This window comes from Streptomyces sp. NPDC057616 (genome assembly GCF_042800575.1).
Classification (GTDB): Bacteria; Actinomycetota; Actinomycetes; order Streptomycetales; family Streptomycetaceae; genus Streptomyces.
Genome location: NZ_JBHVGU010000039.1, coordinates 60,275 through 75,699, shown reverse-complemented (window position 1 = coordinate 75,699; position 15,425 = coordinate 60,275). Strand labels below are relative to the sequence as shown.

Annotated in this window: 17 protein-coding genes; 14 read left to right on the top strand and 3 right to left on the bottom strand. The window is 73.5% G+C overall.

Features of this window, described 5'->3' with window-relative positions; all coding sequences use genetic code 11:
* The first annotated feature begins 320 nt into the window (after window positions 1-320).
* The 6 genes from ACFU97_RS36880 (at window position 321) to ACFU97_RS36855 (ending at window position 7,795) form a co-directional block, all read left to right on the top strand.
* Window positions 321-1,757: an MBL fold metallo-hydrolase RNA specificity domain-containing protein gene (locus ACFU97_RS36880; RefSeq protein ID WP_384265183.1), complete on the top strand. Its 1,437-nt coding sequence runs from the start codon at window positions 321-323 to the stop codon at window positions 1,755-1,757.
* A 118-nt stretch (window positions 1,758-1,875) separates the two neighbouring features.
* Window positions 1,876-2,946 (top strand): zinc-dependent alcohol dehydrogenase family protein, encoded by a 1,071-nt coding sequence (locus ACFU97_RS36875; RefSeq protein WP_384265181.1) that lies wholly within the window; start codon window positions 1,876-1,878, stop codon window positions 2,944-2,946.
* 132 nt (window positions 2,947-3,078) lie between these two features.
* The gene (locus ACFU97_RS36870) at window positions 3,079-3,954 is read left to right on the top strand and encodes a universal stress protein (RefSeq protein ID WP_384265179.1); all 876 of its coding nucleotides are present in this window, start codon (window positions 3,079-3,081) and stop codon (window positions 3,952-3,954) included.
* Window positions 3,955-3,999: 45 nt separating this feature from the next.
* Window positions 4,000-6,369 (top strand): glycoside hydrolase family 65 protein, encoded by a 2,370-nt coding sequence (locus tag ACFU97_RS36865; RefSeq protein WP_384265177.1) that lies wholly within the window; start codon window positions 4,000-4,002, stop codon window positions 6,367-6,369.
* 148 nt (window positions 6,370-6,517) lie between these two features.
* On the top strand, window positions 6,518-6,784 hold the full coding sequence (locus ACFU97_RS36860) for an SHOCT domain-containing protein (protein WP_384265175.1): 267 nt from the start codon (window positions 6,518-6,520) through the stop codon (window positions 6,782-6,784).
* 30 nt (window positions 6,785-6,814) lie between these two features.
* Window positions 6,815-7,795, top strand: a complete 981-nt coding sequence (locus ACFU97_RS36855; RefSeq protein ID WP_384265173.1) for an Acg family FMN-binding oxidoreductase — start codon at window positions 6,815-6,817, stop codon at window positions 7,793-7,795.
* A 15-nt stretch (window positions 7,796-7,810) separates the two neighbouring features.
* On the opposite strand, the gene ACFU97_RS36850 is transcribed toward ACFU97_RS36855, so the two are convergent.
* Window positions 7,811-8,251 (bottom strand): DUF302 domain-containing protein, encoded by a 441-nt coding sequence (locus ACFU97_RS36850; protein ID WP_384265171.1) that lies wholly within the window; start codon window positions 8,249-8,251, stop codon window positions 7,811-7,813.
* Window positions 8,252-8,289: 38 nt separating this feature from the next.
* Entirely contained in the window at window positions 8,290-8,661 is a 372-nt protein-coding gene (trxA, locus tag ACFU97_RS36845; RefSeq protein WP_384265169.1) for a thioredoxin, read from the bottom strand.
* Between the two features lie 177 nt (window positions 8,662-8,838).
* Between trxA and ACFU97_RS36840 the strand changes: the two genes are divergently transcribed.
* The 8 genes from ACFU97_RS36840 (at window position 8,839) to ACFU97_RS36805 (ending at window position 14,544) form a co-directional block, all read left to right on the top strand.
* Complete coding sequence (locus ACFU97_RS36840; RefSeq protein ID WP_384265167.1) at window positions 8,839-10,080, top strand: NAD(P)/FAD-dependent oxidoreductase; 1,242 nt, start codon at window positions 8,839-8,841, stop codon at window positions 10,078-10,080.
* A gap of 17 nt (window positions 10,081-10,097) precedes the next feature.
* The gene (locus ACFU97_RS36835) at window positions 10,098-10,415 is read left to right on the top strand and encodes a TusE/DsrC/DsvC family sulfur relay protein (protein WP_384265165.1); all 318 of its coding nucleotides are present in this window, start codon (window positions 10,098-10,100) and stop codon (window positions 10,413-10,415) included.
* Between the two features lie 15 nt (window positions 10,416-10,430).
* The gene (locus ACFU97_RS36830) at window positions 10,431-10,904 is read left to right on the top strand and encodes a DsrE/DsrF/DrsH-like family protein (RefSeq protein ID WP_384265163.1); all 474 of its coding nucleotides are present in this window, start codon (window positions 10,431-10,433) and stop codon (window positions 10,902-10,904) included.
* A 145-nt stretch (window positions 10,905-11,049) separates the two neighbouring features.
* Window positions 11,050-11,763, top strand: a complete 714-nt coding sequence (locus ACFU97_RS36825; RefSeq protein ID WP_384265161.1) for a response regulator transcription factor — start codon at window positions 11,050-11,052, stop codon at window positions 11,761-11,763.
* Complete coding sequence (locus tag ACFU97_RS36820) at window positions 11,760-13,160, top strand: sensor histidine kinase (RefSeq protein ID WP_384265159.1); 1,401 nt, start codon at window positions 11,760-11,762, stop codon at window positions 13,158-13,160. The genes ACFU97_RS36825 and ACFU97_RS36820 overlap by 4 nt, the downstream gene beginning before the upstream one ends.
* A 78-nt stretch (window positions 13,161-13,238) precedes the next feature.
* On the top strand, window positions 13,239-13,640 hold the full coding sequence (locus tag ACFU97_RS36815) for a hypothetical protein (RefSeq protein WP_384265157.1): 402 nt from the start codon (window positions 13,239-13,241) through the stop codon (window positions 13,638-13,640).
* Window positions 13,637-14,308 carry a ferric reductase-like transmembrane domain-containing protein gene (locus ACFU97_RS36810; RefSeq protein ID WP_384265155.1) on the top strand — a complete coding sequence of 224 codons (672 nt, stop codon included), beginning with the start codon at window positions 13,637-13,639 and terminating at the stop codon, window positions 14,306-14,308. The genes ACFU97_RS36815 and ACFU97_RS36810 overlap by 4 nt, the downstream gene beginning before the upstream one ends.
* Complete coding sequence (locus ACFU97_RS36805) at window positions 14,305-14,544, top strand: ferredoxin (RefSeq protein WP_384265153.1); 240 nt, start codon at window positions 14,305-14,307, stop codon at window positions 14,542-14,544. The genes ACFU97_RS36810 and ACFU97_RS36805 overlap by 4 nt, the downstream gene beginning before the upstream one ends.
* Before the next feature lie 9 nt (window positions 14,545-14,553).
* Here the strand turns inward: ACFU97_RS36805 and ACFU97_RS36800 are convergent, their stop codons facing one another.
* On the bottom strand, window positions 14,554-15,255 hold the full coding sequence (locus ACFU97_RS36800) for a response regulator (protein ID WP_384265151.1): 702 nt from the start codon (window positions 15,253-15,255) through the stop codon (window positions 14,554-14,556).
* Window positions 15,256-15,425 lie beyond the last annotated feature (170 nt).

Below are 15,425 nucleotides of genomic sequence, written 5' to 3'. Positions count from 1 at the left end.
GCCGGTGCACCGGCCGCGCACCCGCCTGTCCGAGCCCGGACCGGGCACGCCGAGGACCAGATCATGCACCAACAGGCCGTGTTCGAGCGGGACATGGGCGACCGCGCCACGGGACGCGGCGGCCCGGACGCGGACATGAACGGCGGGAAGGGCGCCACCCGCTTCTCGCGGATCCTGATCGCGCGGTGCGCGGCTGCCGGCCGCTCCTCCGCGCCTCCTACGGGCCCTTCCCGTCACCTCCAGAACACCACGCGTCCACCGGCCGCACCAGGGCCCTTCGGCCCTCGTTCCCGGCCGGGAGCCAGGAGAAGAGGCACGCCATGACCGTGAACGAACCGCGCCCGGCCGACACCACGCCGGCGCATCCGCGGGCCGCACTGCTGACCTTCCTGGGCGGCGTGGGAACCGTCACCGGCAGCAAGTTCCTCGTCGAGAGCGACCACGCCCGCGTCCTCGTCGACTGCGGGCTGTTCCAGGGTCTGGCCGACCTGCGCAGGCTCAACTGGCGCGCCCTGCCCTGCGACGCCGGGGACATCGAGGCCGTGGTGGTCACCCACGCGCACCTCGACCACTGCGGATACCTGCCGCGGCTGGTCCGCCACGGGTTCCGCGGACGGATCGTGACGACGCCGTACACGGCACGTCTGATGGAGATCGTGCTGCGGGACAGCGCGAAGCTGCAGGTCGAGTCCGCCCGGCACGCCAACGAGCACGGCTGGTCCAAACACCGGCCCGCACGGCCCCTCTACGACGACGCGGACGTGGACCGCACGCTCAAGCTCGTCGACGCCGTACCCGTGGGCACCCCCGCGACCATCGCCGCCGGCACATCCGTCACGCTGCACTCCGCCGGCCACATCCTCGGCTCGGCCTGGGCCCTGCTCACCCTGGAGGACGGGCACACCCTCGCCGTCAGCGGCGACCTGGGCCGCCCGGGCCACCCGCTGCTGCGCCCCGCCGAGCCGTTCACCGGGGCCGACGTGCTGCTGGTGGAGTCGACGTACGGCAACCGGCGCCACGAGGAGGAGGCGGGCCGCACCCACTTCGCGGACGTGCTGACCCGCACCCTCGCCCGGGGCGGCACCGTCGTCATCCCCGCGTTCGCCCTCGACCGCACCGAGACCGTCCTGCACGAACTCGCCGCACTGCGCCACCAGGGACGGCTGCCGGCCTCGGTGCCGGTGTACGTCGACAGCCCGATGGCGCTGGCCGCACTCGACGTCTACCGCGACGCCGTGCGCGCCAGGGCGCCGGAACTGCGTGCGGAGATCACGGCGGCGGGCACCGCCGCACTGAGCCCCGAGCCGTTCCGGCCCGCGCGCTCCGTCCAGGAGTCGGCCGGCATCGCCGACGCCGGCGGACCCGCCGTGATCGTCTCCGCGTCCGGCATGGCCACCGGCGGCCGCGTGCTGCACCACCTCAGGCGGCTGCTGCCCGATCCGCGCAACGCCGTCGTCGTGGTGGGCTTCGCGGCGCGGGGCACCCGCGCCCGCGACCTCGTCGACGGGGCCAAGGCCCTGAAGATGTTCGGCGAGTACGTGCCCGTGCGCGCCCAGGTCGCCGACGTGCCGCACTTCTCGGCGCACGCCGACGCCGCGCAGATCGTCGACTGGCTGCGCGCGGCCGTCCCGCCGAGCGCCACCTACCTCGTGCACGGCGAGCCCGACGCGGCCTCCGCGCTGCGCGACCGCATCGACCACACGCTCGGCTGGACGGCCGTCGTGCCCCGCTCCGGGGAGCGTGTGCTGCTCCGGTGACCGGACCCGCCGGGGCCGACCGGCCCCGTGCGGATTACGGAGGTTCCGGTCAAGCTGGAACTGCGGGGGCATCACCGGCACATCCATGAACCCGCTGATCAGGAGGGTGAGGGCGGACATGAAAGGCTATGTGTTCCACGGCCCGGGACAGGGCGCCTGGGAAGAGGTCGCGGACCCCGGCCTCGAGGCGGCGACCGACGCGATCGTGCGGGTCGACGCCGTCACCATCTGCGGGACCGACCTGCACATCCTCAAGGGCGACGTGCCCGAGGTGCGCCCCGGCACCGTGCTGGGGCACGAGGCGGTCGGCGAGATCGTCGAGGTCGGCAGCGACGTGCGCAGCGTACGGCCGGGCGACCGGGTCCTGGTCTCCTGCATCACCTCCTGCGGCCGCTGCCGCTACTGCCGTGAGGCGATGTACGGCCAGTGCCGGGGCGGCGGGGGCTGGATCCTCGGCCACCTGATCAACGGCACCCAGGCCGAGTACGTCCGCGTCCCGTACGCCGACCTCTCCGTGCACGCACTGCCCGGCTCGGTGAGCAACGAGGACGCCGTGCTGCTGGCCGACATCTTCCCGACGGCGTACGAGGTGGGCGTGCTCAACGGGCGCGTGCGTCCCGGGGACACCGTCGTCGTGGTCGGGGCGGGGCCCATCGGCCTGGCCGCGATCGCCACGGCCCGGCTGTTCTCGCCCGAGCGCGTCGTCGCCGTGGACCTCGCCGCGTCGCGGCTGGAGGCGGCCCGGAAGCTGGGCGCCGAGGCGGTCGCGGACGCGAGCGAGGCGCCCGACCAGCTGATCGCCGACCTCACCGACGGTCTCGGCGCCGACGTCGTCATCGAGGCGGTCGGCGTGCCGGAGACCTTCGAGCTGTGCACGCGCATGGTGCGCCCGGGCGGGCACGTGGCCAACGTGGGCGTGCACGGCAAGCCCGCGACCCTGCACCTGGAAGACCTGTGGATCAAGAACGTCACCATCACCACGGGCCTCGTCGACACGCACTCCACGCCCACGCTGCTGCGGATGGCGGCGGCCGGGCGCCTGCCGACCTCCCAGCTGGTCACCCACGGCTTCCCGCTGGCCCGCATGGAGGAGGCGTACGAGGTCTTCTCCCACGCCGGCGAGACCGGCGCCCTCAAGGTCGTGCTCGGCGGCCCGCGGCGCGAGGTCGTGCCCGTGCCGACGACATGACCGCGGCCCCGGCCTGGGCCGAGCGGCCCGGGACGGGGGCCGAACCACCCCTGCTGCCGCCGGTCCGCCGGTGCCACGGTGAGGGTGGAGTTCCACGCGATGGTGCACAGACCGACATAGGCGGTGAGGACGATGGAGCTGCCCCTGGTCGTAGGTGTCGACGGATCGGACGGGAGTCTCGTGGCGGTCGACTGGGCCGTGGACGAGGCGGCCCGGCACGGGTTGCCGTTGCGGCTGGTGTTCGCCTCGCTGTGGGAGCGCTACGAGGGCGACGTGCCGTCCGCGGGCCTGGACCGCTCCTCGGAGCGGGTGCTGGCGGAGCACATCGTCGCCTCCGCCGCGGAACGGGCACGGCGGCGCGACCCCGACGTGAAGGTCACCGCCGAGGTGATTCCCGCGGAAGCGGTCTCCGCGCTCCTGAGCGAGGGCCACAACGCCTCCGTCCTGGTGACCGGCTCGCGCGGCCGCGGAGAGCTGGCGGAGCTGCTGCTCGGCTCGGTCGGACTGGCCGTGGCGGCCCGGGCACACGGCCCGGTGGTCGTGGTCCGGGGTGACAAGGCCGGCCTCGCGGGCACCCACGAGCGGATCCTGCTCGGCGCCGGAGACCCGGCGACCGGCGGTGAGGCCGTGCGGTTCGCCTTCCAGGAGGCCGAGGCCCGCGGGTGCACGCTGGACGTCGTGCGCGCCTGGCGCTGCCCCGCCCACGAGAGTGCCGACGATCCCGGGCTCGCCCAGGACTCGGCACACCACCACGAGGAGCAGGCGTCCGCCCTCCTCGACCACCTCGTCGAGGAAGCGGTCGCGGAGCACCCGAAGGTCCGGGTGCGCAGGATCACCGTGGAGGGGCCGGCCCGCAAGGTGCTGCTGCACCGCTCGGCCGGCTCGGACCTGCTGATCGTCGGCGCACGGCGCCGCAAGGGCCACTTCGGCCTGCAGCTGGGCAGGGTGGCGCACACCCTGCTGCACCACGCCGACTGCCCGGTGGCGATCGTGCCGCAGCAGGCGTGACCTGGCGCCGCCTGCGCGGCGTCGTCACGGAGGAGGAGGACGCACGTGACGGGTTGGACCTGGGAGTACGAGGGGTACGAGCCCGCCGACGCGCGTCTGCGAGAGGCGCTGTGCACTCTGGGCAACGGCTACCTCGCCACGCGGGGAGCGCTGCCCGAGTGCACCGCGGACGAGGTGCACTACCCGGGCACGTATGTGGCGGGCTGCTACAACCGGCTCACCTCCGACGTGTCCGGCCGCCAGGTCGAGAACGAGGACATGGTCAACGTGCCGAACTGGCTGCCGCTGCGCTTCCGCCTCGTCGGCGGCCCTTGGCTCACCCCCGACACCGCGACGGTCCTCGCCCACCACGAGATCCTGCGGCTGTCGGCGGGGCTGCTGGAGCGCCGCACGACGTTCGGCCTCGGCCGGGAGCGGACGCTGACGGTGCGTCAGCAGCGGCTGGTGCACATGGGCGACCCTCATCTCGCCGCGCTGCGCACCGAGTTCACGGCCGGAGGCTTCTCCGGCCGGCTCGACGTCGAGGGGGCCCTGGACGGCTCGGTGACCAACGCCGGCGTGCCCCGCTACCGGGACCTGGACGGCCGTCACCTCACCCATGTGCACACCGGCACGTCCGCGCCGGACATCGTGTGGCTGCGCTGCCGCACCCGCACGTCGGACCTCCGCATCGGCATGGCGGCCCGCCTGGGCGCCGGCGTCCCGGTCGTGATCAGCCACGAAGTCCCGCGCGCCGTCCAGCGGTTGAGCCTGGAGCTGGTGCCCGGGCGCACCGTCACCGTGGACAAGACCGTCGCCCTGCACACCTCGCGCGACCCCGCGATCAGCGACCCGCTGTTCGCCGCCGTCGACCGGGTGAAGAGGGCGCCGGGCTTCGACGAACTGCTGGAGTCGCACCTCACGGCCTGGGACCAGCTCTGGCGCCGCGCGGACCTGGACGTCGACGGCGAGGCCGGCCGCATCCTGCGGCTGCACCTCTTCCACGTGCTGCAGACGCTCTCCCCGCACACCGCCGACCTCGACGTCGGGGTGCCGGCCCGCGGGCTGCACGGCGAGGCCTACCGCGGCCACATCTTCTGGGACGAGCTGTTCGTGCTGCCGTATCTCAACCTGCACTTCCCCGAGGTCTCCCGCGCCCTGCTGCGCTACCGCCACCGGCGCCTCGAACAGGCCTGCGTCGCCGCGCGCGCGGCGGGCCGGCGGGGCGCCATGTACCCCTGGCAGAGCGGCAGCGACGGCCGCGAGGAGACCCAGCAGCTGCACCTCAACCCGCACTCGGGACGCTGGCTGCCCGACCACTCCCACCTCCAGCACCATGTCGGCTCGGCCATCGCGTACAACGTGTGGCAGTACTGCGAGGCCAGCGGCGACGCCGAGTTCCGGCACACCAAGGGCGCCGAGATGCTGCTGCAGATCGCCCGCTTCTGGGCCGACTCGGCCGTCTACGACGACACGCTCGGCCGCCACCGCATCAAGGGCGTGGTCGGCCCCGACGAGTACCACGACGCCTACCCCGGCGCGACCCGGCCCGGCCTCGACGACAACGCGTACACCAACGTCACGGCCGCCTGGGTGCTCGCCCGCACCCTGGAGCTGCTGGAGTCCCTGCCCGAGCCGCGGCGGCGCGAACTCGTCGAGCGCACCGGCCTGGACGGCGGCGAACTCGAACAGTGGGAGGACGTCTCCCGCAGTCTGCACGTGCCCTTCCACGAGGGCGTCATCAGCCAGTTCGAGGGCTACGGCGACCTCGCCGAGCTCGACTGGGACGGCTACCGCAAGCGGTACGACGACATCCGGCGCCTGGACCGGATCCTGGAGGCGGAGGGCGACAGCGTCAATCGCTACCGCGCGTCCAAGCAGGCCGACGTCCTGATGCTCGGCTACCTCTTCGGACCGGCCGAACTGCAGGACCTGTTCCGGCGGTTGGGGGTGCGGCTGGACGAGGACGTCTGGCGGCGCACCGTCGACCACTATCTGCAGCGCACCAGCCACGGCTCCACGCTCAGCGGCCTGGTCCACGGCTGGGTGCTGGCCCGGGCGCGGCGGGCCGAGGCGTGGACGTTCTGCCTGGAGGCCCTGCGGGGCGACGTCGCCGACGTCCAGGGCGGCACCACCGGCGAGGGGATCCACCTCGGTGCCATGGCCGGCACCCTCGACCTGGTCCAGCGCGGACTGACCGGCCTGGAGACCAAGGGCGGGGCGCTGTGGCTCGATCCGGTGCCGCTGCCGGAGCTGTCCTCGTACGGCTTCGCGCTGCGCTACCAGGAGCACTGGGGGGTGCGGCTGCGGCTGGCGCGCGGGCTGCTGGAGATCGCCGTGCCGTCGTCGGACGGCTTGCCGATCGACGTCCGGCTGCCTGGCCGGGCCGTGTGCCTGCAGCCGGGGGACACCGGCCGGCTGGTGCTGGGGGAGTGATGCCGACGAGGGCCGCGACGAGGGCCGCATGGGCCCTGGCCGAGACCGGACGGCCCCTCCTCCCCGGTCGTGCCCGGTGTGAGGCTGTCGGTGAGGACGAGACCGTGCGGACCCCTGGCCGAACGGTGAGCGAGGGGAGCGAGCCTTGATGTACTGGAACGGACACGACATGAACGGCTGGGGCTGGTTCACCATGTCGTTCGGCACGGTCCTGCTGTGGGCCCTGCTCATCACGGTGGGCATCCTGCTCTACCGGACCCTGAACGGCACCTCGAAGCCTCCGCAGCCCCCCACTCCCGGCTCGGCGGAGCAGCTGCTGGCCGAGCGCTTCGCGCGCGGGGAGATCGACGAGGAGCAGTACCGCCGCAGCCTGGCCGTGCTGCGCGGGAACGGACCCACCCTCACCAAACACTGACCCGCCGCCCGCCCGAGGGGAGGTGCGCCCATGCCGGCGCAGCCACTCGACACGACGAACGTGAAGGCCCTGGTGTCCGCCGCCGCGGCCGCGCCCTCACTGCACAACGCGCAGCCCTGGCTGTTCCGTCACCACCGGGAGGCCGGCACCGTCGAGCTGCGGGCCGACCTCACCCGGGCCATGCCGCACACCGACCCCGACAACCGGGCCCTGCACCTCGGCTGCGGCGCCGCGCTGTTCAACCTCCGCGTCGCCGCGGCCGACGGCGGCCTGCACGCGGACACGGTCCTGTTCCCCGCTCCGGCCGACCGCGAGCTGCTCGCGGTGGTCCGCCTCACCGGCACCGACCGTCCCGACGCCGACCTCGCGCGGCTGTTCCCCGCGATCGCCCGCCGGCACACCAGCCGCCACCCCTTCCAGGACAGGCCGGTTCCGGTGGCCGTCCAGGAGCTGCTGAGCGAGGCCGCCCGGCGGGAGGGCGCCGGGCTCGTCTTCCCCGGCGAGTGGCATGTGGAGGCCCTGCTGGAGCAGGTCCGCGACGTCGAGGGACGCGACAGCATGGACCCCGAGCGCTTCGAGGACATACGGCGGTGGACCCGTGCCGGGGACGAGGCGGCCGTCGACGGCATCCCCGAGTCCGCCTTCGGCCCCCGCAAGCAGGGCGGCCGCGCACCGGTCCGCGACTTCGCCGGCCGCCGGGCCGTGCCCGGGCGTCCGTCCGCCGTCTTCGAGGCCACGCCGCACCTGGCCGTCCTCGGCACGGGCCAGGACCGGCCGCAGGACTGGCTGCGCGCCGGGCAGGCCCTGGAGCGCGTGCTGCTGCTGGCCACGCTCAACGGGCTGGCCACCTCCTTGACCTCGCACTCCCTGGAACACGAGGACCTGCGCGAACTGGCCCGCGACCCGCGCTCGGCCCTGGGCTTCGTGCACATGGTGCTGCGCCTGGGCTACGGCCCCGCGGGCACCGCGACCCCGCGGCGCCCGGTGGACGAGGTGCTGGAGATCCGCTGAGGCGGACGCACCGTCTCAGCCGGCCGTGTCGGCCGTGCCGGTCGTCTCTGCCGTGTCGGTCGTGCCCGTCGGCGCGAGAGCGGCGAGGGCCGCGTCGAGCCGGCGGGTGGCTTCCCCGGCGACGGGACGCAGGGCGTCGAGTCCGGTGAGCGCGACCATCGTGTTCGGGTCGAGGGCCTGTACGGCGGTGCGGTCGCCGTCACGGCGGACGACGACGTTGCACGGCAGCAGCAGGCCGATGGAGCGGTCGGCGTCCAGGGCGCGCCGGGCGAGCGGTGGATTGCACGCGCCGAGGATGACGTAGTCCTCCATGTCGTGGTCGAGCTTGGCCTTGAGCGTGCCGGTGACGTCGATCTCGGTGAGGATGCCGAAGCCCTGCGCCGCGAGCGCGTCGCGGGTGCGGGCGACGGCGGTCGCGAAGTCCGTGTCGAGGTGGACGGTGCGGTCGTAAGCCATGACGGTGATCTCCCTCCGTGCCGCGGTCGCGACGGCCGTCAGCGCGCTTCCGCCCGGCCCGCGGCGGTCTTGCGGCGCACGTCGTCCATGTCGACGGCGCGGATCTTGCCGATGAGCTCCTCCAGGGCCTGCGGCGGCAGGGCGCCCGCCTGGGCGTAGAGCACGGTGCGGTCGCGGACGGCCATCAGCGTGGGGATGGACGAGATCTGGTAGGTCGCGGCGAGCTCGGGCTGCGCCTCGGTGTCGACCTTGCCGAAGACGATGTCCGGGTGGCGCTCGGCCGCCTTCTCGTAGACGGGCGCGAACATCCGGCACGGACCGCACCAGGCCGCCCAGAAGTCGATCAGCACGATGTCGGAGCCGGTCACGGTCTCCTCGAAGTTGTCCTTGGTCAGTTCGACGGTCCGCATGGTGGTCTCCCCTTCTGGCTTGTGGCCCTCTGGTCGTATACCCCGTGGGGTATACGCCTGGTTCAACCGGAGCCGGGCCGGGTTTGTTCCCCGCAGGCGGAACGAGGAGCCCATCGGGTCCACGGCAGGGACCAGCGGCCCCTGCCCCTGCCCCATCTCCCGCACAACAGTGGGGACATGGGCAAACACATCGTGATTCTCGGCGGCGGAACCGCCGGCACCGTGACGGCGAACCGCCTGTGCCGCACGTACGAAGAACGCGAGTACCGCGTCACGGTCGTCGATCAGGACGACGACCACGTGTACCAGCCCGGCCTGCTGTTCGTGCCGTTCGGGCTCGCCCAGCCGCAGCACCTCGTGCGCTCCCGACCCCGGCAGCTGGACCGGGCGGTCGACTACAAGAGCGCGCGGATCGAGCGGGTCGACCTGGAGGCGCGGACGGTGCACCTGGCCGGTGGCATCCGGCTGCCGTACGACGTCCTCGTCGTCGCCACCGGAGCGACGCTGCTCCCGCAGGAGACCGAGGGTCTGACGGGCCCGGGCTGGGGTGAGAACGTCTTCACCTTCTACGACCTGCGCGGTGCGACCGCGCTGCACGACGCGATGGAGCGCTTCGACGGCGGCCGCATCGTCGTCGACGTGGCGGACCTGCCCGTCAAGTGCCCCGTGGCGCCGCTGGAGTTCGCCTTCCTCGCCGACTGGTACTTCCAGCGGCGCGGCATCCGCGACCGGGTCGAGCTGACCTACGCCACCCCGCTGGACGCGGCCTTCACCAAGCCGGTCGCCGCGAAGGCGCTGACCGGGCTGCTGAAGGAGAAGGGCGTCGAGCTGGTCACCGAGTTCGCGCTCGGCGAGGTCGACGGCGTGGGCTGCCGCCTGGTGTCGTACGACGAGCGAGAGGTGCCCTTCGACCTCGCGGTGGTCGTGCCGCTGCACGGCGGCGCCGAATACGTGGACCGCTCCGACGGCCTGGGCGACGAGCTGGGCTTCGTCCCGGTCGACCCGCACAGCCTCCAACACCCCGACCGGCCAGAGGTGTTCGCCATCGGCGACGCGGCCGGCCTGTCGGCGTCGAAGGCGGGTTCGGTGGCTCACTTCGAGGGCGAGGTGCTGGTCCGCAACATCGGCCGCTTCCTCGCCGGGCAGCCGCTGGACGCCTCCTTCGACGGGCACACCAGCTGCTTCGTGGAGACCGGCTTCCACAAGGCCCTGCTCATCGACTTCAACTACGACACCGAGCCGCTGCCCGGCCACTACCCGGGCCCCGTCGGCCTGCCCCTGCTGAAGGAGTCGCACGCAGGCCACCTCGGCAAGCTCGCCTTCGAGTGGCTGTACTGGCACAGCCTGCTGCCCGGCCGGGACATGCCCGGCATCGGCTCGGCGATGCCCGAGCGCGGCAAGAGCCACATCCATGCGTGAACCGAAGGAGTACCGCCATGCCTACCGCGACCTATGACGGCGTCCCCGTCCCGGTCGACGACGAAGGGTTCTTCACCGAGCCCGGACGGTGGACCGAGCCGATGGCCGAGCAGATCGCCAAGGAAGCCGGCATCGACACGCTGACCGACCGGCACTGGATCGTCATCCGCTTCATGCGCGCCCAGTACGCGGCCAAGGGCACCGGCCCCACCGTGCGCGTGCTCGGCAAGACCTCCGGCGTGAGCGTCAAGGAGCTCTACCAGCTCTTCCCCAAGGGACCGGCGAAGACCGCCGCGAGGATCGCCGGGATCCCCAAGCCCCGCGGCTGCATCTGAGGAGCGCGAGCCGTCATGGCCGACACCGCAACGATCGAGAAGGTCTCGATCATCGTCTCCAAGGGCTCCCTGGAGGGGGTCTACCCCGCTCTGATCATGGCCAACGGCGCCCGCGCCGAGGGCATCGAGGCCGACCTGTTCTTCACCTTCTTCGGCCTGGACGCGATCACGAAGAAGCACTGGGAGCACATCAAGCTGGCCACGGTCGGCAACCCCGGCCTGCACCTGCCGACCCTGCTGGGCGGCATGCCGGGCGTACCGGACCTGGTCACCCGCTACATGGAACGCAAGATGGACAAGCTCGACATCCCGCCGATCCCCGAGTTCATCGAGATGATCGCCGACACCGGCGCCGGCATCTTCGCCTGCAAGGCCTCCGTCGACCTCTTCGAACTGGACAAGGACGACCTTGTCGACCAGGTCCAGGGCGTCATCACGGTCGGCGAGTTCTACGAGCGCGCGGCCGGCAGCCAGATCATCTACACCTGACCCGGCCGCGCGAGACAGCCGCGAGGGAAGTCCGGTCCGGAAGGAGGTCGAACGGCCCCTGCCGCCAGGGGCCGGCGCTGCGCAGGCTGGGAGTGAAGTGAGGAGCGATGTGTTCGGGAGCATCGCCGGGAGGCGGGACACGCGCATGAACGCCCATGCCGACGGCGCGGCCGAGGAGACGCGGGTGCTGGTCGTGGAGGACGACCGCGGCATCGCCGACTCGCTGGTGCGCGGTCTGCGGCAGGCCGGTTACGCGGTCGAGGGGGTCAGCAACGGCCGGGCCGCCCTCGCGGCGCCCACACCCGACGTCGTCCTGCTGGACCTCGGACTGCCCGACATCGACGGCGTCGAGGTGTGCCGGATGCTGCGCTCCCGGTCCGACGCCGCCATCATCGCGGTCACCGCCCGCGGCGAGGAGGCGGACCGGGTGGTGGCCCTGGACGAGGGTGCCGACGACTACCTGGTCAAGCCGTTCGGCCTCGCCGAGCTGCTGGCCCGGATCCGGGCGGTGCTGCGCCGCCGTCGTCCGGCCGGACCCGAGGTCGTACGGCACGGGCCGCTGGCGCTCGACCTGCGCACGCGGCAGGTCACGGTCGGCGGGCGGACGGTGGGGCTGACACCCAAGGAGTTCGGCATCCTGGAGTGCCTGGCCGCCGACCCGGGCCGGGTGGTGAGCCGCCAGCAGATCCTGGAACGCGCCTGGGACGCCCACTGGTACGGGCCGACGAAGGTACTGGACGTGCACGTCGCGGCCCTGCGCCGCAAGCTCGGCGTACCCGGCCTGATCGAGACCGTCTACGGGCACGGCTTCCGGCTCGGCGCGCCCGCCTCGGACGGACGGTCCAGGGAGCCGTCGTGAGCCGCCGGGTCACCTGGACCCTTCTGGTCCTGACCACGGTGCTGCTGGTGCTGGCCGTCGTCCCGCTGGCGGTGCTGATGACGGCACGCGAGCGCGTCGCCTACCGCGACAGCCAGCGCGCCGACACCAGGGTCATCGCCGCGGCCGCCGAGGAACACCTCTCCGACCACAAGCCGGCCACCGCCATGCGCCGGGAACTCGCCGCCGCCGCCCGGGCCGGTGACTGCGCCGCGGTCTACGACGCCTCCGCGCGCCTGGTGGCCGGTACGCCCTGTACGGCGGCGCGGACCGAGGAGGCGCGGGAGCTGGTGCCGGGAGTGCTGGCCGGGCACGAGCCGGAGCCGCCGGAGAACGAGGGCCGCCTGCTGGCCGCGGAGCCCGCCGGTGAGGTGCGCCGGCCCGCCGGAGCGGTCGTCCTGGCCCGCTCCGCCGGCCCGCTCGACGCCCGCATCGCGGCGATCTGGGGCTGGTCCGCGGCCATCGGCGTCGCCGGACTGGCCGCCACCGTGCTGCTGTCCCTGCGTCTGGCCCGCTGGGTCAGCCGCCCCCTGTCGACGCTGGACGCCTCCGCCCGGCGGCTCGGCGAGGGCGTGCTCGACGAACGGGCCGAGGTCGGGACGGGCCCGCCAGAGGTGCGCCGGCTGGCCGCCACCTTCAACACCATGGCGGCCCGGACGGAGGCCCTCGTGCACGGGCACCGGGCCGTGATCGCGGACGTGTCCCACCAGCTGCGCACACCGCTGACCGCGCTGCGCCTGCGGCTCGACGTCCTGGCCGCCGGGGCCGGGACGGGCACCGCCGCCGAACTCGCCGGTGCCCAGGAGGAGATCGCCCGGCTGTCCCGGCTGGTCGACGGCCTGCTCGAGGTGGCGCGCGCCGAGCAGGCGACGCCCCGTCCGTCCGCGGTGCGGGTCGACGAGGTGGTGGCCGAGCGGGTGGCCGCCTGGTCGCCGGTGGCGGAGGAGCGCGGTCTGCGGCTGACCGCCGTGTCCGACGGGCCCGCCCCGACCCTCTCGCTGGGCGCCGGTCATCTGGAGCAGATCCTCGACAACCTGATCGCCAACGCGGTGGACGCCGTGCCGGACGGCGGCAACATCACCGTCGACCACCGCGTGGCAGGCGGCTCGGCGCGGCTGCGCGTGCGCGACGACGGTCCCGGGATGTCCGAGCAGGCGAAGTCCCTCGCGTTCCGCCGGTTCGGCAACCCCGAGGCCAGGCACAGCGGGCTGGGGCTGGCGATCGTGCACCGGCTGGCCACGGTCAACGGCGGGACGGCACGGCTGGAGGACACCCCCGGCGGCGGGCTGACCGTCGTACTGGAGCTGCCGCTGTGGCCGGGGGCCGGGCACGGGCGGGGTGGCGGATCGAGATCTTTACCGGTTCTGAAGGAGACGTGAGCCGGAATCCGGGAGCCGCAGCAGCAGCCTGGAGATGCACGCGGCCGGCCCCGGCCGCCGACCACCAGGAGTGCCGCCATGGCGTCACGGTCCGACGACTTCCACCAGGCACCCGCCCCGGCCGGTTCCCCTCTCGCACGCGACCGCGGCCTGCGCCGCAACCGACGGCTGACCCGGTGGATCGCCGTCACGGCCGTGGCCGCGGCGGCGGCCCTGGGCAGCCTCTACACCCATCTGCTGCCGGGAGGCTCGGCGGCTCCCGCACCTCCCGCTCCCCCCACCACGGCGTCCGTGCACAGTCCCGCGGCGTCGTCCGCCGCGGCCACCGCGAGCCGGTCCGGGGAGGACGACGACCAGAACTCCCAGGGGGACGACGAGGGCGAGGGCGGATCGTCCGCCGCACGACCGGCACCGCAGGCCCCGGCCCGGCCGCCCGCGCCGAGCAGTCAGCAGCCGCACGCGACGACGGGGGCGTCATGACCGGAAGTCCCCTGTGGTACGCCGGCCGCGCCGGCGGCACCCTCTCCCTGGTCCTGCTCACCGCCACCGTGGTGCTCGGCATCGCCTCCGGCGGGCGGGCGGCGCCCCGGCGCATCGGCCGCTTCGAGATCGCGCTGCTGCACCGCAACCTCTCCCTGCTCACCCTGGTCTTCCTCGCCGTCCACGTGGTGACCGTGGTGCTCGATCCGTTCGTGCACCTGAGCTGGGCGGCGTCCGTGATCCCCTTCGGGGCCTCGTACCGTCCGCTCTGGCTCGGGCTGGGCACGGCCGCGTTCGACCTGCTGCTCGCGGTCCTGGCGACCAGCGCCCTGCGGCTGCGGCTGGGAGTGCGGCGGTGGAAGGCCGTGCACTGGCTGGCCTACGCCGCCTGGCCGCTCGCCCTCTTCCACGGCGTCGGATCCGGCACCGACACCCGTCTGCCGCTGCAGCTGTGGCTCTACGCCGGCTGTCTCGCCTCGGTCGTCGCCGCCGTGTGGTGGCGGCTGGCGAAGGCCGGGCCGGGCCGGATCGCGGGACGCCTGCTGGGCGCCGTCGCCGCGGGCGCCGTTCCGGTGGCGCTGACCGCGTTCCTGGCCGGCGGGCCACTGCAGCCCGGCTGGGCCCAGCGCGCCGCCTCGTCCGCGCTGCAGCTCGGGGGCGCGGGATGAACCGCGACCGCACCGGCGGGCGGACGCGAACGCGTACCGTGCGCGTCGACCGGATCGCCTGCACCGGCCAGGGCCTGTGCGGTGAGCTGCTGCCCGAGCTGATCGACCTCGACGAATGGGGCTATCCCGTGGTCCGGGACCGGACCGTCCCCGAACGGCTGCGCGTCCATGCGCGGCGTGCCGTCGCCGCCTGCCCCGTCCAGGCCTTCCACGTCGACGAAGGCCCGGCCGGCTGAGGGCGACCGTCAGCGCACGGGGCGTTCCTCCGGCTCCGGCTGCTCCAGGTGGGTGGCGAGCACCGCGGCCTGGACCCGGCGCTGGACGCCCAGCTTCGCCAGCAGCCGCGAGATGTGGTTCTTGACCGTCTTCTCGGACAGGTAGAGCCGCTTGCCGATCTCGCGGTTGGTGAGTCCGTCCCCGATCAGCGCGAGGATCTCCCGCTCGCGCGGCGACAGGCCCGCGAGCTCGGGTGCCACCGTCGGCGCCTCGGCCGGCTCGGCCCGCAGGGAGCGCATCAGCCGCGCGGTGGTGGCGGGGTCGAGCATCGACTGGCCGGAGGCGACCGTGCGCACCGCCGAGACCAGGTCCGAACCCCTGATCTGCTTGAGCACATAGCCCGAGGCCCCGGCCATGATGGCGTCGAGCAGCGCCTCCTCGTCGTCGAACGACGTCAGCATCAGCACGGCCAGCTCCGGCATCCGGCTGCGCAGGTCGCGGCAGACGGAGATGCCGTTCCCGTCGGGCAGGCGCACGTCCAGGACCGCCACGTGCGGACGCACCGCAGGCGCCCTGACCAGCGCGTGTTCCACGTTCGCGGCGTCTCCGACGACGGAGATGTCCGGCTCGGCGTCGAGCAGGTCCGCCAGGCCGCGCCGGACGACCTCATGGTCGTCGAGGAGGAACACACGGATCGGGTCCTGTGCTGAGAAGGTGCGTGCTTCGGTCATGTCGACCCCTTGATCCCCTGGAGATGAGACGCACGGGCTGCGGGCCGTCCGTCATGAAGATCATGACGCGCGGGGGCCGGTCGCACTAGGGCCGACCGGCCCCACTCGCCGCTCCGCGCCCCGGCGATCGGTCCTCCCCCTCCCCTCCGCGGTGATCTGGTGAGACCGTT

Bases quoted from the DNA above. Each gene is read 5' to 3' on its own strand.
- ACFU97_RS36880 (WP_384265183.1), top strand. From the start codon at position 321: ATGACCGTGAACGAACCGCGCCCGGCCGACACCACGCCGGCGCATCCG.
- ACFU97_RS36875 (WP_384265181.1), top strand. From the start codon at position 1,876: ATGAAAGGCTATGTGTTCCACGGCCCGGGACAGGGCGCCTGGGAAGAG.
- ACFU97_RS36870 (WP_384265179.1), top strand. From the start codon at position 3,079: ATGGAGCTGCCCCTGGTCGTAGGTGTCGACGGATCGGACGGGAGTCTC.
- ACFU97_RS36860 (WP_384265175.1), top strand. From the start codon at position 6,518: ATGTACTGGAACGGACACGACATGAACGGCTGGGGCTGGTTCACCATG.
- ACFU97_RS36855 (WP_384265173.1), top strand. From the start codon at position 6,815: ATGCCGGCGCAGCCACTCGACACGACGAACGTGAAGGCCCTGGTGTCC.
- ACFU97_RS36850 (WP_384265171.1), bottom strand. From the start codon at position 8,251: ATGGCTTACGACCGCACCGTCCACCTCGACACGGACTTCGCGACCGCC.
- trxA (WP_384265169.1), bottom strand. From the start codon at position 8,661: ATGCGGACCGTCGAACTGACCAAGGACAACTTCGAGGAGACCGTGACC.
- ACFU97_RS36840 (WP_384265167.1), top strand. From the start codon at position 8,839: ATGGGCAAACACATCGTGATTCTCGGCGGCGGAACCGCCGGCACCGTG.
- ACFU97_RS36835 (WP_384265165.1), top strand. From the start codon at position 10,098: ATGCCTACCGCGACCTATGACGGCGTCCCCGTCCCGGTCGACGACGAA.
- ACFU97_RS36830 (WP_384265163.1), top strand. From the start codon at position 10,431: ATGGCCGACACCGCAACGATCGAGAAGGTCTCGATCATCGTCTCCAAG.
- ACFU97_RS36825 (WP_384265161.1), top strand. From the start codon at position 11,050: ATGAACGCCCATGCCGACGGCGCGGCCGAGGAGACGCGGGTGCTGGTC.
- ACFU97_RS36815 (WP_384265157.1), top strand. From the start codon at position 13,239: ATGGCGTCACGGTCCGACGACTTCCACCAGGCACCCGCCCCGGCCGGT.
- ACFU97_RS36810 (WP_384265155.1), top strand. From the start codon at position 13,637: ATGACCGGAAGTCCCCTGTGGTACGCCGGCCGCGCCGGCGGCACCCTC.
- ACFU97_RS36805 (WP_384265153.1), top strand. From the start codon at position 14,305: ATGAACCGCGACCGCACCGGCGGGCGGACGCGAACGCGTACCGTGCGC.
- ACFU97_RS36800 (WP_384265151.1), bottom strand. From the start codon at position 15,255: ATGACCGAAGCACGCACCTTCTCAGCACAGGACCCGATCCGTGTGTTC.